The sequence below is a fragment of the Sphingomonas sandaracina genome (assembly GCF_036663695.1).
Taxonomy (GTDB): domain Bacteria; phylum Pseudomonadota; class Alphaproteobacteria; order Sphingomonadales; family Sphingomonadaceae; genus Sphingomonas.
Genome location: NZ_JAXOJK010000001.1, coordinates 399,663 through 414,442, shown reverse-complemented (window position 1 = coordinate 414,442; position 14,780 = coordinate 399,663). Strand labels below are relative to the sequence as shown.

General features: G+C 64.0%; 13 protein-coding genes and 1 other annotated feature. Of the genes, 6 read left to right on the top strand and 7 right to left on the bottom strand.

The window, feature by feature from the left end; translation table 11 throughout:
- Window positions 1-51 precede the first annotated feature (51 nt).
- The 3 genes from U1707_RS01735 to U1707_RS01725 are packed head-to-tail and all read right to left on the bottom strand — an operon-like array spanning window position 52 to window position 3,667.
- On the bottom strand, window positions 52-1,401 hold the full coding sequence (locus U1707_RS01735; protein WP_332798430.1) for a cell wall hydrolase: 1,350 nt from the start codon (window positions 1,399-1,401) through the stop codon (window positions 52-54).
- On the bottom strand, window positions 1,398-2,318 hold the full coding sequence (gene cysK / locus U1707_RS01730; protein WP_332798429.1) for a cysteine synthase A: 921 nt from the start codon (window positions 2,316-2,318) through the stop codon (window positions 1,398-1,400). The genes U1707_RS01735 and cysK overlap by 4 nt, the downstream gene beginning before the upstream one ends.
- The gene (locus U1707_RS01725; RefSeq protein ID WP_332798428.1) at window positions 2,315-3,667 is read right to left on the bottom strand and encodes an MFS transporter; all 1,353 of its coding nucleotides are present in this window, start codon (window positions 3,665-3,667) and stop codon (window positions 2,315-2,317) included. Before U1707_RS01725 ends, cysK begins: the two co-directional genes overlap by 4 nt.
- A 336-nt stretch (window positions 3,668-4,003) precedes the next feature.
- Here U1707_RS01725 and pdhA point away from each other — a divergent pair, with 336 nt between their 5' ends.
- Window positions 4,004-5,056 carry a pyruvate dehydrogenase (acetyl-transferring) E1 component subunit alpha gene (pdhA, locus tag U1707_RS01720; protein WP_443025631.1) on the top strand — a complete coding sequence of 351 codons (1,053 nt, stop codon included), beginning with the start codon at window positions 4,004-4,006 and terminating at the stop codon, window positions 5,054-5,056.
- The gene (locus U1707_RS01715) at window positions 5,056-6,483 is read left to right on the top strand and encodes a pyruvate dehydrogenase complex E1 component subunit beta (protein WP_332798427.1); all 1,428 of its coding nucleotides are present in this window, start codon (window positions 5,056-5,058) and stop codon (window positions 6,481-6,483) included. The genes pdhA and U1707_RS01715 overlap by 1 nt, the downstream gene beginning before the upstream one ends.
- A gap of 22 nt (window positions 6,484-6,505) precedes the next feature.
- Here U1707_RS01715 and U1707_RS01710 read toward each other — a convergent pair whose 3' ends face one another.
- Genes U1707_RS01710 through U1707_RS01700 form a run of 3 tightly spaced genes read right to left on the bottom strand, consistent with a single transcriptional unit; the run spans window position 6,506 to window position 9,854 of the window.
- A complete protein-coding gene (locus tag U1707_RS01710) occupies window positions 6,506-7,120 on the bottom strand; it encodes a TadE/TadG family type IV pilus assembly protein (protein WP_332798426.1) in 615 nt (204 codons plus the stop codon).
- A gap of 32 nt (window positions 7,121-7,152) precedes the next feature.
- Window positions 7,153-7,803 (bottom strand): TadE/TadG family type IV pilus assembly protein, encoded by a 651-nt coding sequence (locus U1707_RS01705; RefSeq protein WP_332798425.1) that lies wholly within the window; start codon window positions 7,801-7,803, stop codon window positions 7,153-7,155.
- Entirely contained in the window at window positions 7,800-9,854 is a 2,055-nt protein-coding gene (locus U1707_RS01700; RefSeq protein WP_332798424.1) for a pilus assembly protein, read from the bottom strand. Before U1707_RS01700 ends, U1707_RS01705 begins: the two co-directional genes overlap by 4 nt.
- Window positions 9,855-9,923: 69 nt before the next feature.
- Here U1707_RS01700 and U1707_RS01695 point away from each other — a divergent pair, with 69 nt between their 5' ends.
- Both U1707_RS01695 and U1707_RS01690 read left to right on the top strand, forming a co-directional pair.
- Entirely contained in the window at window positions 9,924-10,613 is a 690-nt protein-coding gene (locus U1707_RS01695) for a squalene/phytoene synthase family protein (protein ID WP_332798423.1), read from the top strand.
- 65 nt (window positions 10,614-10,678) lie between these two features.
- On the top strand, window positions 10,679-11,149 hold the full coding sequence (locus U1707_RS01690; protein ID WP_332798422.1) for an EF-hand domain-containing protein: 471 nt from the start codon (window positions 10,679-10,681) through the stop codon (window positions 11,147-11,149).
- Here U1707_RS01690 and trmFO read toward each other — a convergent pair.
- A complete protein-coding gene (gene trmFO / locus U1707_RS01685; protein WP_332798421.1) occupies window positions 11,085-12,452 on the bottom strand; it encodes a methylenetetrahydrofolate--tRNA-(uracil(54)-C(5))-methyltransferase (FADH(2)-oxidizing) TrmFO in 1,368 nt (455 codons plus the stop codon). The genes U1707_RS01690 and trmFO overlap by 65 nt on opposite strands.
- A gap of 88 nt (window positions 12,453-12,540) precedes the next feature.
- Here trmFO and U1707_RS01680 point away from each other — a divergent pair, with 88 nt between their 5' ends.
- Both U1707_RS01680 and U1707_RS01675 read left to right on the top strand, forming a co-directional pair.
- On the top strand, window positions 12,541-12,984 hold the full coding sequence (locus tag U1707_RS01680) for a DUF488 domain-containing protein (RefSeq protein ID WP_332798420.1): 444 nt from the start codon (window positions 12,541-12,543) through the stop codon (window positions 12,982-12,984).
- A 162-nt stretch (window positions 12,985-13,146) separates the two neighbouring features.
- Window positions 13,147-13,202 (top strand) — a sequence feature (sul1 is cis-regulatory element that is thought to sense ions involved in sulfur or methionine metabolism; They are found in Alphaproteobacteria).
- A gap of 68 nt (window positions 13,203-13,270) precedes the next feature.
- The gene (locus U1707_RS01675; protein WP_332798419.1) at window positions 13,271-14,749 is read left to right on the top strand and encodes a SulP family inorganic anion transporter; all 1,479 of its coding nucleotides are present in this window, start codon (window positions 13,271-13,273) and stop codon (window positions 14,747-14,749) included.
- Window positions 14,750-14,780: the final 31 nt, after the last annotated feature.

The window sequence follows — 14,780 nt, the reverse complement described above, 5'->3', positions numbered from 1 at the left end:
GCAGCATGCCCGTGTCCCTCGACGCTGAAGGCAATTCCACGCCTGTTTACGTCACTGGCCGGTAACGACCTTAGATGCTGGTTGTACCGGACCCGAAGGTATCGCAGGCTTCCGGCGAACGCCGTTCAGATCGGCAGTCGCGGGTGGCTTGACCGCCGGGTCCGCCGCGACAGGCGGCGGACCCGGCGCTTTGGTTCCAGGGGGCTGAAGACATTGCGAGGGATCTGGACGCTTGTACTCGCGGCAGTTCCACAACGCGCGTTCATAGCCGTTCGACCGATCGCGCAGATAACTGAACGTCAGCGACGCCATCTGCGCGGTGTCGAGCGGCAGCGATGTGGGCACCTTGGTTCCGTCGAGCCACGCCATATACCGACAGAACGGCCGGCTTCCGCACGCCTGTACCGCGGTGGTCGCCAGCGTGTCCGGCGATTGCCCCCGCGGGAACACAACGACGATCGTGTCATTGTCGATACGTGGCGCAGAGGCCCCATCGAGGCCCGCATCGATCGAGTCCGCCGCGTTGACGAACCCCATCGCCGCGGATGCTTCGGCCAACGCCGCCTGGGCTTCGTCATACGCAGCACCGGTCTTGTGCGCGTCGGACAGGCTGGCGAGTTGTGCGATGACCGGTTCGATGGGGTCGGGATGACGACCGAACGCAGCCGGTGTTCCCCACCAGCCCGACCAGCGGAAGAACAGGTGCGTGTGCACCGCGGTAATCTTGTCGAGGCTGGACTGCCAGTACGGCACGACCCAGTCGGTATGGTAATGCGTCGCGTAGCCGACCTGGTTGAACACCGCACCGCTAAGCGCGGCTGTCGCGACCTCGCGCGCGCGCCGCCAGGCGTCGTCCGTCGGATGCCAGCGCGTGATCGCGCCGTCACAGCTGAAGCTGAACTGGCAGCCGGTGGTACGAGCCTGCCCCTCGAACACGACGCCGCAGACCGTCTTCGGGAAGGCCGGATGGCGCAGGCGGTTCAGCACGACCTGCGCCACCGCCCGCTCGCCCAACGTGTCGTCGCCCGCTTCGTACACGATGCCCGCGGCCATGCAGTCGGTCGCCCGCGCCCGGTCCTCCGGCGCACCGACGAAGTGGAACGGTCTAGCCGCCGGATTGGGTTCCGTCGAGAATGGGATGGTCGCGTTGAACGCCTTCGCGTCGGTCGGCGTCAGGTCGACGAACTTCATCGGTTCGACTTGTGGAACTTCGGCCTTCGGCACGACTCGCTGCGGCGGTAGCGCCACGCGCTTAGTCGGAACGATGACGGGCGCATTGGCAACGACCAGCGCCGGACCGACGATCGCCAGCCCGGCGATTCCGGTAAGAACGGCATGCAACGCGGTCGAACCGCGCGCGGAAGAGGAGGACGCGCCGCGCGCGGACGTAGGATGTGTCACTGTTCGGGCAGGAAGTCCGGGACCGACAGATAGCGCTCGCCGGTGTCGTAGTTGAAGCCCAGCACGCGAACGTCATCGGGCAGGTCGGGCAACTTCTGGAGAATCGCCGCCAGCGTCGCGCCCGAGCTGATGCCGACCAGCATGCCTTCTTCGGTCGCCGAACGACGCGCCATGTCCTTGGCGACCGCGGCATCGACCTCGATCACGCCGTCGAGCGCCTGGGTGTGGAGATTGACCGGGATGAACCCCGCACCGATGCCCTGAATCGGGTGCGGGCCGGGCTGGCCGCCGGCGATCACGGGCGATGCGGCGGGCTCGACCGCATAGACCTTCAGCGACGGCCACTCCTTCTTCAACGCCTCCGCGACGCCGGTGATGTGGCCGCCGGTTCCGACCCCGGTGACGATCACGTCGATCGGCGTATCGCGGAAGTCGGCAAGGATTTCCTGTGCGGTCGTCGTGACATGCACGGCGATGTTGGCAGGATTTTCGAACTGTTGCGGCATCCACGCGCCGGGGGTCTGCTGGACGAGTTCGAGCGCACGCTCGATCGCGCCCTTCATGCCCTTTTCGCGCGGCGTCAGGTCGAACGTTGCGCCATAGGCGAGCATCAGGCGGCGGCGTTCGATAGACATGCTCTCCGGCATGACGAGGACGATCTTGTAGCCTTTAACGGCAGCGACGAGCGCGAGGCCGATGCCGGTATTGCCGCTGGTCGGCTCGATGATCGTACCGCCTGGCTGGAGATGGCCGTCCTTCTCGGCAGCCTCGATCATCGCGAGCGCGATGCGGTCCTTGATCGAGCCGCCGGGGTTCGAGCGCTCGGACTTCACCCAGACTTCGGATTCGGGGAACAGCTTCGACAGGCGGACGTGCGGCGTGTTGCCGATCGTATCGAGGATCGAGTTGGCCTTCATGGCTTGGCTTCTCCGTGTTCGGGTTCGGTCTCTAGGATCTCTGGGGGATCAAAGGTTTTCGCGCGGCCAAGTTCCGGGAACAGTCGCGCCCAGCCGATCGTGATCGCAATAGCACCGACGCCGCCGAACACCACCGCGCCGACAGGGCCGAGCAGGGATGCCATCACGCCGCTCTCGAATTCGCCGAGTTCGTTCGAGGCCGAGATCGTGAGCTGCGACACCGCGCTGACCCGGCCGCGCATCGCGTCGGGCGTGTGCAGCTGGATCAGCGACTGGCGGACATAGACCGAGATCATGTCCGCGCCGCCCGCGACGATCAGCGCGACGAGGCTGAGAACGAAGGCGGGCTGGACGGGGATGCCGGCGATGGTCCCGGGTGCGATGCCGAGCAGAGTCACGATCGGCGTGGCGATGCCGAAGGTGAGGATCGCGAGGCCGAACACGACGACGGCGATCAGCATCTTCACGCCGACGTTGGTGCTCATAGGCCGGATCGAGAACCACACGGCCGTAACTGCCGCGCCGATGCCCATGCCCGCCGCAAGCACACCCAGCCCTTGCGAACCGACATGGAGGATGTCGCGCGAATAGACCGGGAGCAGCGACGTGGCCCCGGCGAGCAGTACCGCGAACAGGTCGAGCGTGATCGTCGCCAGGACGAGCCGGTTGCGGCGCACATACGTGAAGCCCTCGATGATGCGGGCAAGCGGACGGTGGTCGGTCTGCGACGCAGGCTGCGGGACCGGGCCGATCAGGAACATGAAGAAGAGCGCAACGACGAAGAGGATCGTTGCCACGCCGTATGCGACCTCGGGGTGGATCGCATACAGTAGGCCGCCGACGCTCGGGCCGGCGATGGTCCCGACCTGCCACGCGATCGAACTGATCGCGATCGCGGTCGGGAGAACCGCGCGGGGAACTAGGTTGGGCGCCAGCGCAGAGTAAGCGGGCCCTGAGAAGGCACGCGCTACCCCGAAGGCTACCGCAGCAACGAACAACACGCCGAGCGTGAGGTGGCCCGTCCAGGTCAGCAACCACAACGTCGCGGCGGTGAGCACGAGCAACGCGGTCGTGCCGCGGACGATCCAGCGGCGGTCGAAGCTGTCCGCGACCAGCCCGGTGATCGGGGTCAACAGGAACAGCGGCACGAACTGCGCGAACCCGATCATGCCGAGCATGAAGGCGGCCTGGCGGATATCCATCGTCTCGCGGGCGATGTTGTAGACTTGCCACCCGATGACGATCGACATCGCGCTGACCGCGATCGTGCCGGTGAAACGGGACAGCCAATAGGCGCGGAAATTGGCGATCCGTAAGGGATGCTGGTGGGGGTCTGCGGTGGAGTCCATTGTGATTGGCTTTAGGCTCGCGTGCGCGGCGAGGGCAACCGGAGCTTTGCTTGGGCTGGGGATAGTGAAGTGACGGAACCGTCGCCACCGTACGCCGTCATCCTGACGAAAGTCAGGACCCAGGGTTACTAAGGTCAGCGTTTCGTTACTCTGGGTCCTGACTTTCGTCAGGATGACGGGGGTGGGCGGGATGACGACGCAGCGCGCGGCGCGACACGCTTCGACCCCATCCCACACCCCGTAAACCGACATACCCCAGACGGGAATTGATGTTCCGCCCCGTCCGCGCCTATAGGCTCCCTCAACTCCCCTACGGAAAACGAGGTTTCCCACATCGTGGCCAAGACCCCCCCACCAGCACGCGCAATCGCCGAACCGCCGATTACGAACCGCGAACGACCGGCCGAACCAAAGCCGTACGAGGCGTCGAAGGACGAACTGCTCGAAATGTATCGGCAGATGCTGCTGATCCGCCGTTTCGAGGAAAAAGCGGGCCAACTCTATGGCTTGGGCCTGATCGGTGGTTTCTGCCATCTGTACATCGGCCAGGAAGCGGTCGCGGTCGGCCTCCAGTCTGCGCTTAACGGCGACACCGATTCGGTGATCACCGGCTACCGCGATCACGGCCACATGCTCGCCTACGGAATCGATCCCAAGGCGATCATGGCCGAGCTGACGGGGCGTGGCTCCGGCATCTCGAAGGGCAAGGGCGGGTCGATGCACATGTTCTCGACCGAGCATAAATTCTACGGCGGCCACGGGATCGTCGGCGCGCAGGTGTCGCTCGGCACCGGCCTCGCGTTCAAGCACAAATACTCGAATGACGGCGGCGTCTGCATGGCCTATTTCGGCGATGGCGCGTCGAACCAGGGCCAGGTGTACGAGAGCTTCAACATGGCCGAGCTGTGGAAGCTGCCGATCATCTTCGTGATCGAGAACAACCAGTACGCGATGGGCACCAGCGTCAATCGCGCCTCGGCCGAGGACCAGCTGTATCGCCGCGGCGAGAGCTTCCGCATCCCCGGTATCCAGGTCGACGGCATGGACGTACTCGCCTGCCGCGGTGCTGCCGAGGAGGCGCTAGCCTGGGTCCGTGCGGGTAAGGGGCCGATCATCCTCGAGATGAAGACCTATCGCTATCGTGGCCACTCGATGTCCGATCCGGCGAAATACCGCACGCGTGACGAGGTCCAGGCGGTCCGCGACAAGTCGGATCCGATCGATCACATAAAGGCGCTGCTCGATGCGCAAGGCGTGACCGAGGCGGACCTCAAGTCCATCGAACAGCAGATCAGGAAGACCGTGAACGAAGCCGCTGATTTCGCCGAACAGACCCCCGAGCCGGATGTCGCCGAGCTGTATACCGACGTTCTGGTGGAGTCCTACTGATGGCGATCGAGATCAAGATGCCCGCGCTCTCCCCGACGATGGAAGAGGGCACGCTGGCCAAGTGGCTCGTCAAGGAAGGCGACAGCGTCAAGTCGGGCGACATCCTCGCCGAGATCGAGACCGACAAGGCGACGATGGAGTTCGAGGCGATCGACGAAGGCACGATCGGTTCGATCGCCGTCGCCGAAGGCACCGACAACGTGAAGGTCGGCACCGTCATTGCGACGATCCTCGAAGAGGGCGAGAGCGCGAGCGACCAGAAGCCGACCGAGGCACGCTCGGGCGATTCTGCCAATGCCGCGCCCAAGGAAACGCCGTCGGACGGCAAGGCACCGCCGGTTCCCGAAGGCGCCTCGCCCGCTAACGCCGAGAGCGGCACGCAACAGCTCGTCGCGTCGGCCGAGAGGGTCGGCATCTCCGACCCCGCGATCCCCGAGGGCACCGAGATGGTCAAGACGACCGTCCGCGAAGCCTTGCGCGACGCGATGGCCGAGGAAATGCGCGAGGACGACCGCGTCTTCGTGATGGGCGAGGAAGTCGCGCAGTATCAGGGCGCGTACAAGGTCACGCAGGGGCTGCTCGAGGAATTCGGCGACCGTCGCGTCATCGACACGCCGATCACCGAATACGGCTTTGCCGGCATCGGCGCGGGCGCGGCGATGGGTGGCCTCCGCCCGATCGTCGAGTTCATGACCTTCAACTTCGCGTTGCAGGCGATCGACCACATCATCAATTCGGCCGCCAAGACCAACTACATGTCGGGCGGCCAGATGCGCTGCCCTATCGTGTTCCGCGGTCCGAACGGCGCCGCGTCGCGTGTGGGTGCCCAGCATTCGCACAATTTCGCGGCATGGTATGCGAGCGTCCCCGGCCTGATCGTGATCGCGCCATATGACGCGGCGGATGCGAAGGGTCTTCTCAAGGCAGCGATCCGCACCGAGGATCCTGTCGTGTTCCTCGAGAACGAGCTGATGTACGGCCGCAGCTTCGACGTTCCCAAGCTCGACAACCACGTCCTGCCGATCGGCAAGGCGCGGATCGTCCGCGAGGGCAAGGACGTGACGATCGTCAGCTACTCGATCGGCGTCGGCATTTCGCTCGAAGCCGCCGAGAAGCTGGCCGAAGAGGGCATCGACGCCGAGGTCATCGACCTGCGCACGCTGCGCCCGCTCGACACCGAGACGGTCCTGAAGAGCCTCGCCAAGACCAACCGCATGATCATCGTCGAAGAGAATTGGGCGACCTGCTCGATCGCCTCGGAGATCGTGTCGGTGGTGATGGAACACGGCTTCGACGACCTCGATGCCCCGGTGCTTCGCGTGACCAACGAGGACGTGCCGATGCCTTACGCGGCCAACCTCGAAAAGCTGATGCTGGTCGACGTCGCGAAGGTGATCGCGGCGGTGAAGAAGGTGACGTACAAGTAGACGGCTGGTTGCGGTATCGACCTCAGCAGGTCGATACCGCCGCCCCCTCGTTGTTGTAGATTTGGGTCAAATCGCGTCGATCGCGCACCGCCATGGACGCGATTTCGGTTATGGTAGTCGACGGCGCCATCGAGGCGAGCACCAGCGGCGTGTAGGTGAACGTCACCTCGACGAACATCGTCGCATTGTAATCCTGGGCTTTGACCTGCGTGGCGGCGGGGCCGATCCCGACCATGTTCGTCTGCCCCGCGCGGGCGTAGGGCGAGGTGTAGCTCTTGGCCCCTCGACACCGCATCCAGCCTACCTTGTACTTGTCCGTCGTATTAGGGCTGGCGACCGGCTCAAGGTCGGTCAGCACGACCCGGCCGTTGGCATAGAGATTGAGGTCCCCTGCCTGCAGACCGCCACCGGTGAGTACGTCGTTTATATCCGTTTCCGATACGGATTTGGCGGTGATGGCGGGTCCGGTCCCCATCCGCGCCGCGTTGTCGGCGATATGCAGCGCAAGCTGGCTGACCCGCATCCGCGTGGTGATGTAGTTGACGATTTCCGCGCCGGTCAGACACAACAGCATGAGTATGGGGAGCGCGAAGGCGAACTCGACCAGCGCGAGGCCGCGCCGATCCTGTCGAACCATGCGAAGCGATGTGCGGAAGGACGGGCGCGACGTCACGGATTGCAATGCCCGACAGTCGAACCGGAATAGCTCGCTTGGTTGGCATAGGGCTGGTTTTCCAGCACGGTGGTCGCAGTGACCACGGTCGTCGCGGACCCGCCGATCATCTTCATGACAGGAAACATGCGCGGATAGGTCGCCGTTACCGTGTAGACGGTACGGTCGACTGCAGCCCCTTGTCCGCCGTCTCCGCCGTCCAGGTCGCGGATGCCGTTGCGGTTCAGATCCTCGAATATCTCGTTATTGTCGCAGATGCCGTTGCGATTGGTATCATTACCGCCGGGGAACGGCTCTGCCTTCGCCGCCGCAGCCTGCGAGAAGGTCCGGTAAAACCGGCGCTTGATCGTGATGTCTGCATTGTTGGCTAACGTGAGGACTGATGCCCGGACACGATTGTCGATCGCCGTTTGACTGGCGCTGCTCAGTCCGGATTCGAGCGCGGAGTCGCGAGCGCTCTTCTGTACCGCGCCCTGCAACACGCCGCGCATGTAAAGCGTGTGCGCCGTATCAAGGCCGCCCAGCAGCAGCAGCAGTAGCACCGGTGCGACGAACGCGAATTCAACCACCGTTACCGCTCGCTGGTCACGCAGGCATGGTCGAACGCCCGTCGCGACAAAGCGTTCTCTCGCCGTGCGCAACGTCATGAGGTAAGTCGCAACTGCGAGATTTGATCGGCAATCGCTTTGAACGTCGCCTGGAGCGTCGCCGAGTTGCGCGCGGTGAAGAAGCGACCGTTACTCGCGCAGGCACGGAGACGGTTTTCGGTATCGGTGTTCGAGCCGCTGCCGAACGAAATAACCCACAAGGTTATCTCCTTGTTCTTAACCGCCGTGCAAAGCCCGTCCAGCCGCGCGTTTACTTGCGCGTTCAGTGAGGGCAGACCGTCAACGACGCCGTTGCAATTCGACTGGGCACCGACGTCGTCGGTGGTGCGACGATCCCACCAAGCCACGCCGTATGCAGTATAATCACAGGGCTGCGCCACGGCGTCACCGTCCGTCATGTAGATCATGTTGCGCTGGATTTCGCCACCGCGCGGTGTCGTGGCGTTCTCCGATGCGAATATACCGGTCGGCGACATGAAACGCGCGCCCCAGATCATGCCGATATCGTGATAGGTATTGCCGGACGGGACCAGCCCATCGACATAGTTCTGGAAGGCCATGGCGTCTGTCCATTGCTGCAGCTTCTTTGCTTCCGTGGGGCAAAAATAGGAGACGCCGTTCCAATAGTCGTTGGTCGTCAGTTCTTCGTCCCGGCTCCCCTGACTTGGGTTTCGCCCGGGTGCTTGAGCGATCTTGCGGAGGAACGTCGCGCTCGGCAATGCTTGGCCCCACAGGGAATCCGGATCCGACGTCGTCGGTACCAAATCGATGTCCATGTCCTTTGCGTCGGACGGGATGGTGGCATAGCTCGACTGTTTTGCGGTCTTTCGCTCTTCGATGCAGCCGTCCCAACCTACCGACCGGTCTGTACCGTTCGTACCGATCGGCAACGTCATGCTGTCGTTCCACGCCGTGCCGTTCTTGAGCAAACCGGTGGTGACGGGCAACTGCGCGTAGCGCCATCGCAAGAACGTCTTTGTCGTCGTCGGCGCCCCGATGGAGGTGCGGGTGACCACCGTCGTTACCGTATCGGATCTGGTCCGTGTCCGGACGTTACATCCGAGAAATGCAGCCGTGACTTCGGTCTGTGTCGTCGTCGTGGTGACGATCGTCGTCGTCGTCGATGTTCTTACCAAGCCATTGGTCTGCTCGGCACCGTTCACCGTCGACGTCGATGTCGATGTCGACTCACCCGAGGTTCTACCGCAGAGAAAGATGTATGTCGGGCCGACCCACGGAGACCACGGCCCACTGACCGAGATCGGCGGTCCGGTGGTCTCCGTAACCGGACTCCACGTCGTCGTCGTCGTCGTCGTCCATTCCGGCGTGCGGGTCTGATATTTCCATGTATCGGCGAAATAGGCCGTCGGCAGCAATTTGCCGACGTTCACGTTCGTCGAATACGGCATGAACCCAAACCGGATCTGCACCTGATCGCCCGTACCACCACTCGGTATGCCGGTCGTGCAGACGGCGTTCGTATCGAGGCGGGCAACGATTTCGTAGAAGCATTTGACGGCGGTCTTTAGCGCCTGGATCTTGGTGTCCGTGTCGGTCGACACGGCTGGGGACGCCATCGACCCCGTTGTATCGAGCACGAACATCACATCCGTGTTCGGCAGGCGCATTTCAGCGTCACAGGTCACGGTCAGCGTCTTGGTGGTGAAGCCAAAGATCTTCATCAGCGTCATCGGCATGTCGACCGAAGCGGTTCCTATGACCTTGCCAGCGTTTTCTGTGAAGGACTGCTGCGCGCCGGTGCTGCCATATTGGCCCGGCGTGAAATTGCCCCTGAAGAACTGCAGGGCAGCCGCATTGGCGGCGTTATTGTTCTGCGCCCATGTGCCGGCGCCCATCGACTTGCGCCCTGCCAGCGCGCCAGCGTCGCACGCGTGCTGCAATCTCGTCTTGGCGATATACAGTCTCGCCATATCAAGGCCGCCGCCGACCATTCCGGCGAGGGGAATCATTGCGGCGGCGGTGAGCATCAGCGTATTGCCGCCGGTATGTCGCAGGAACCGGCAAAGAAAGGCAAACCACGTCGGGTTTGGCTTGCCGTTGCTCCCTCCCCATTTCGCTTTACTGGACACCACGGACCCCACCGATACTCGCTAATGGCCCCACCTGCGCGCGCGACCGATAAAGGCAGTACAAGCGATATGGTTAATACGGACGAAACAGCGCTAAGCCTTGGTGAGCACGCTCGATCAGCGGAACGGCGGCTCATGATCCTTTACGCGCCGCCAGCCATGCGTCTTGCGCTTCAATCGCTGTTCGCGCTCGACAATACGTTGGCCGCGATCCTGCGGACGACGCGCGAACCTTTGGTCGGACAGATGCGCCTGACTTGGTGGTATGAAGCGCTGGGACGGCTCGATATCGCAACGGCGCCGGCCGAACCGGTACTGACGGCGCTTCAGTCGCACGTCTTGCCGGCGGGCGTGTCGGGGGCGATGCTGGCGGGAATGACCGATGGTTGGGAGGCTCTGCTGGAGCCGGAGTTCGATGCGGCAATCGCGGAACGGTTCGCGCGCGACCGGGGGCGGCGGTTGTTCGAGTTGGCCGGCACGATGCTGTCGGTCAGCGATGATCGAATCGGTCTCGCAGGCGAGGGCTGGGCGCTGGCCGATCTTTCGCAGCGGCTAAGCGACGCGCCGAGCCGTGCTCTCGCGCATACGCGAGCGGGCGATACGCTCGACGCGGCATTACGCGGCCGCTGGCCCGGCAAGACGCGAACGCTTGGCGCCTTGGCACTATCGGCCCGGTTCGATCTATCGGCATCGCCGACGCCGCCGGGTAGTCCGAAGCGGGTCGGTCGGTTGGCCTGGCATAGATTGACCGGATACTGATCAATCGCACGGGGATCGTCGCTCACGAGGCCTAGCGTACTGCCAGGGCAGCGGAGGCGACGGCGATGTGGCGATATCTAACAGGCGGGACAGCGGTGATCGCGTTGATCGTCGCGGGGTTCATGTTTTTCAGCGGCAAGGCGAGGCCCGGGCCTCTGTTGCAAGCGCAACCGGTGACGCAGGTCGGCGGGACGGCGGCCGCTGGCGATCCCTTACCCGATGTGGCGCCCGAAGCCACGGAACGGACCCGCGAGCAGAAGCGGTTCGATCGCTACGACAAGGATCGCGATGCGAAGATCACGCGCGAGGAATATCTGGTCCAACGGCGCAAGGCGTATGCGCGCCTGGATGTCGATGGCGACGGCAAGCTGTCGTTCGACGAATGGGCGGTGAAGGCAGCGACCAAGTTTGCGGACGCGGATCGCGACAAATCCGGGGCGATGACCGCCCCGGAATTCGCAACCACGGCGGTCAAGCGGAAGGGGCCAGCTCGGGTGAATTGTCCACCGGTTCAGGCTGTTGCCGAGGAAAGTTGAGCCATTCCGACAGCGCCGCACGGCCGCGATCGGTGTACATCTTCTTGCGGTCGGTCTTCTTCGTACGGCCGGGGATCGGCGGGAACAGGCCGAAATTCACGTTCATCGGCTGATAGGTCTCGACCTCGGCGCCACCCGTGATGTGCCCCAGCAGCGCCCCGAGCGCGGTGGCGTAGGGCGGGGGAGCAAGCGTCTTCCCCGTCAGCTCGGCCGCGGCGAACAGCCCTGCGAGCATGCCTATGCCGCAGCTCTCGATATACCCCTCGCAGCCGGTGATCTGGCCGGCGAAGCGAATGTTCGGACGCGACTTCAGCCGAAGCGTTTCGTCGAGCAACTCGGGCGAGCGAATGAACGTGTTGCGGTGGAGCCCGCCCAGCCTTGCGAATTCGGCATTCTCAAGGCCTGGGATAGTGCGGAACAGGCGGACCTGATCGGCATGCTTCATCTTGGTCTGGAACCCGACGATGTTCCACAGCGTGCCCTGCGCATTGTCCTGCCGAAGCTGGACGACTGCATGCGGCCAGCGCCCGGTCTTGGGATTGTCGAGCCCGACCGGCTTCATCGGGCCATAACGCAGCGTGTCGACGCCGCGCTCGGCCATCACCTCGATCGGCATGCAGCCATCGAAATACGGCGTGTCCTTCTCCCAGTCCTTAAACGGGGTCTTCTCGCCATCGATCAGGCCTTGGTGGAAGGCCAGATACTGGTCCTTGTCCATCGGGCAGTTGATGTAGTCCTTGCCCTCACCCTTGTCCCAGCGCGACGCGAACCACGCGGTGTCCATGTCGATCGAGTCGCGATGCACGATCGGCGCGAGCGCATCGAAGAAGGCGAGCGCCTCGCGTCCCGTCTCGGCACCAATCCCGGCGGCCAGCGAGGCAGCGGTGAGCGGACCGGTGGCGATGATCGTCGGGCCGTCGGGAAGCGCGTCGATGCGTTCGCGGACCAGTGTGATGTTCGGATGCTGGTCGATCGCCTCGGTGACGCTGGCGGAGAAATTGTCGCGGTCCACCGCGAGCGCCGATCCCGCGGGGACACGGTGGATGTCCGCCTGGCGCATGATCAGCGAGCCAAGCGTGCGCAATTCCTGGTGGAGCAATCCGACCGCGTTGCTCTCCGCATCGTCCGAGCGAAAACTGTTCGAGCAGACGAGTTCGGCAAGGCCGTCGGTCTGGTGCGCGGGCGTGGCTTCGCCGCTGCCGCGCATTTCGGAGAGGCGGACCTTGAGGCCCGCTTCGGCGAGTTGCCAAGCGGCTTCGGAACCGGCAAGCCCGCCGCCGATGACGTGAATATCGTGGGTCATTCCGGTCAGATAGCGCGGGACGCCTGTCCTGTCAGCGGTTGTCGTGCCAGTGGTTGTCGTGTCAGCGGCGCAATCCCACTTCCTTCTCATGACGCACCCCACGAAGATCTTCACGATCGGCTACGAGGCCACGACGATGGCTGATTTCATCGCGGCGCTGAAGGCGGCGGGGGTGGAGCGGGTGATCGACGTCCGCGCGCTCCCGTTGTCGCGACGACCGGGGTTCTCGAAGACGTCGCTGGCCGCGTCGTTGCGCGAGGTCGAGATCGATTACGTGCATCTGAAAGCCCTCGGGACGCCGAAACGCGGACGCGATGCGGCGAAGAAAGGCGACGTCGCGACGTTGACCGCGGTGTACGACGAGCAACTCGAACTGCCCGAGGCTCAGGCACAGGCCGCGGTCATGCTCGGGCTTGCCGCGGAGAAGCTCAGCGCGCTGCTGTGTTACGAGCGCGACCCGTGTCACTGCCACCGGACCTTGTTGCTGCAGGCGGTAGGCGAGGGAGCCGAAGTGGTGGATCTGTTCACATAAGCTACGCGTCCAACCACTCTCCCATCGTCATCCTGACGAAAGTCAGGATCCAGAGCCAAGAGAGGCGCGTCCCGTAACTCTGGATCCTGACTTTCGTCAGGATGACGGCGGTGTTATCCCGTTGCAATGCAGCACTTGTCCCGCTAACGGACCCACATTCGCCCTGGACCCGGTGCAATTCCGGGTGGCTATTCCGGCCGCCGATCCGCCGGACAACGCACCGACGCCATTCCAAGGAACCGCCCGCGATATCGCCGCGGTTCTCGCGTCCTATGCGGATACATTCATGACATCACTTTCTGGTTACCGAGCCGAATGGTTCAGCGGTCCGACGGCCGCGCGCCGGGACGTTCTCGCCGGCATGGTCGGCACGTTCGCGTTGATCCCCGAGGTCATCGCCTTCTCGTTCGTCGCTGGCATCGATCCCGAAGTCGGCCTGTTCGCTTCCTTCGTGATCGGCATCGTCATCGCGTTCGCCGGAGGCCGCCCCGCGATGATCTCGGGCGCGGCCGGCTCCGTCGCACTTGTCGCCGCCGCGCTCGTTCACGCATACGGCCTGCAATATCTGCTCGTCGCGACGATCCTCGCCGGCGCACTCCAGATCGCATTCGGGCTCGCCAAGCTCGACATATTGATGCGGTTCGTCTCGAAATCGGTCCATGCCGGGTTCGTCAACGCGCTCGCGATCCTGATCTTCTCGGCGCAGGTGCCCCAGATGGTCGGCGTCAGCTGGCAAGCCTATGCGATGATCGCCGGCGGTCTCGCGATCATCTACCTCATGCCGCGGATCTCCAGGGCGATCCCGTCGCCGCTGATCTGCATCGTCGTCCTTACCGCAATCGCGATGTGGTTCCCGATGCCCTTGAGGACGGTCGGTGATCTTGGTCGCCTGCCGGATTCGCTTCCATCGTTCGGCCTTCCGCACGTGCCCTTCACCTGGGATACGCTGCGGATCGTCGCGCCCTACGCGCTGGCGATGGCCGCCGTCGGCCTGCTCGAATCGATGATGACCGCTCGCGTGGTCGACGAACTCACCGAAACGACTAGCTCGAAGGCGCGCGAATGCACCGGGCTCGGCCTCGCCAACATCGCCGCAGGCGCGTTCGGCGGCATCGCCGGCTGCGGGATGATCGGCCAGACGGTCGGTAACGTCCGCTATGGCGGCACGGGGCGGCTCTCGACGCTGGTAGCAGGCGTGTTCCTGCTGATCGTCATGGTGCCGCTCAGGCCGTGGGTTGCGCAGGTGCCGGTCGCGGCGCTGGTCGCGATCATGATCATGGTCTCGATCAGCACCTTCTCCTGGAGCTCGCTCCGCGACCTCGCGCGGCATCCCAAGATGTCGAGCGTGGTGATGGTCGCGACCGTCGTCGTCACCGTCGCGACGCATGACCTGTCGCTCGGCGTCGGCGTCGGCGTGCTGCTCAGCGGCGTGTTCTTCGCCTGGAAGGTCACGCGGTTGATGGACGTCGCGATCGATCACGACGTGGAAACCGACACGCGTATCTACCGGGTAAGCGGGCAAATCTTCTTTGCCAGCGCCGACATTTTCGCCGATCGCTTCGACCTGCGCGAAGCGGCCCGCGCCGTCCGCATCGACTTGACCAACGCCCATCTCTGGGACGTCACGGCAGTCGCCGCGCTCGAAGATGTCGTCGGCAAACTGCGCCGCCACGGCCGCGAGGTCGAGGTCATCGGCCTCAATACGGCGAGTGCCACGCTGGTCGATCGCCATGCTCCGCTGATGATGGATCCGATCGGGGGGTAGTGCTCGATCTTTGGGGCGGGCGAGAAATACG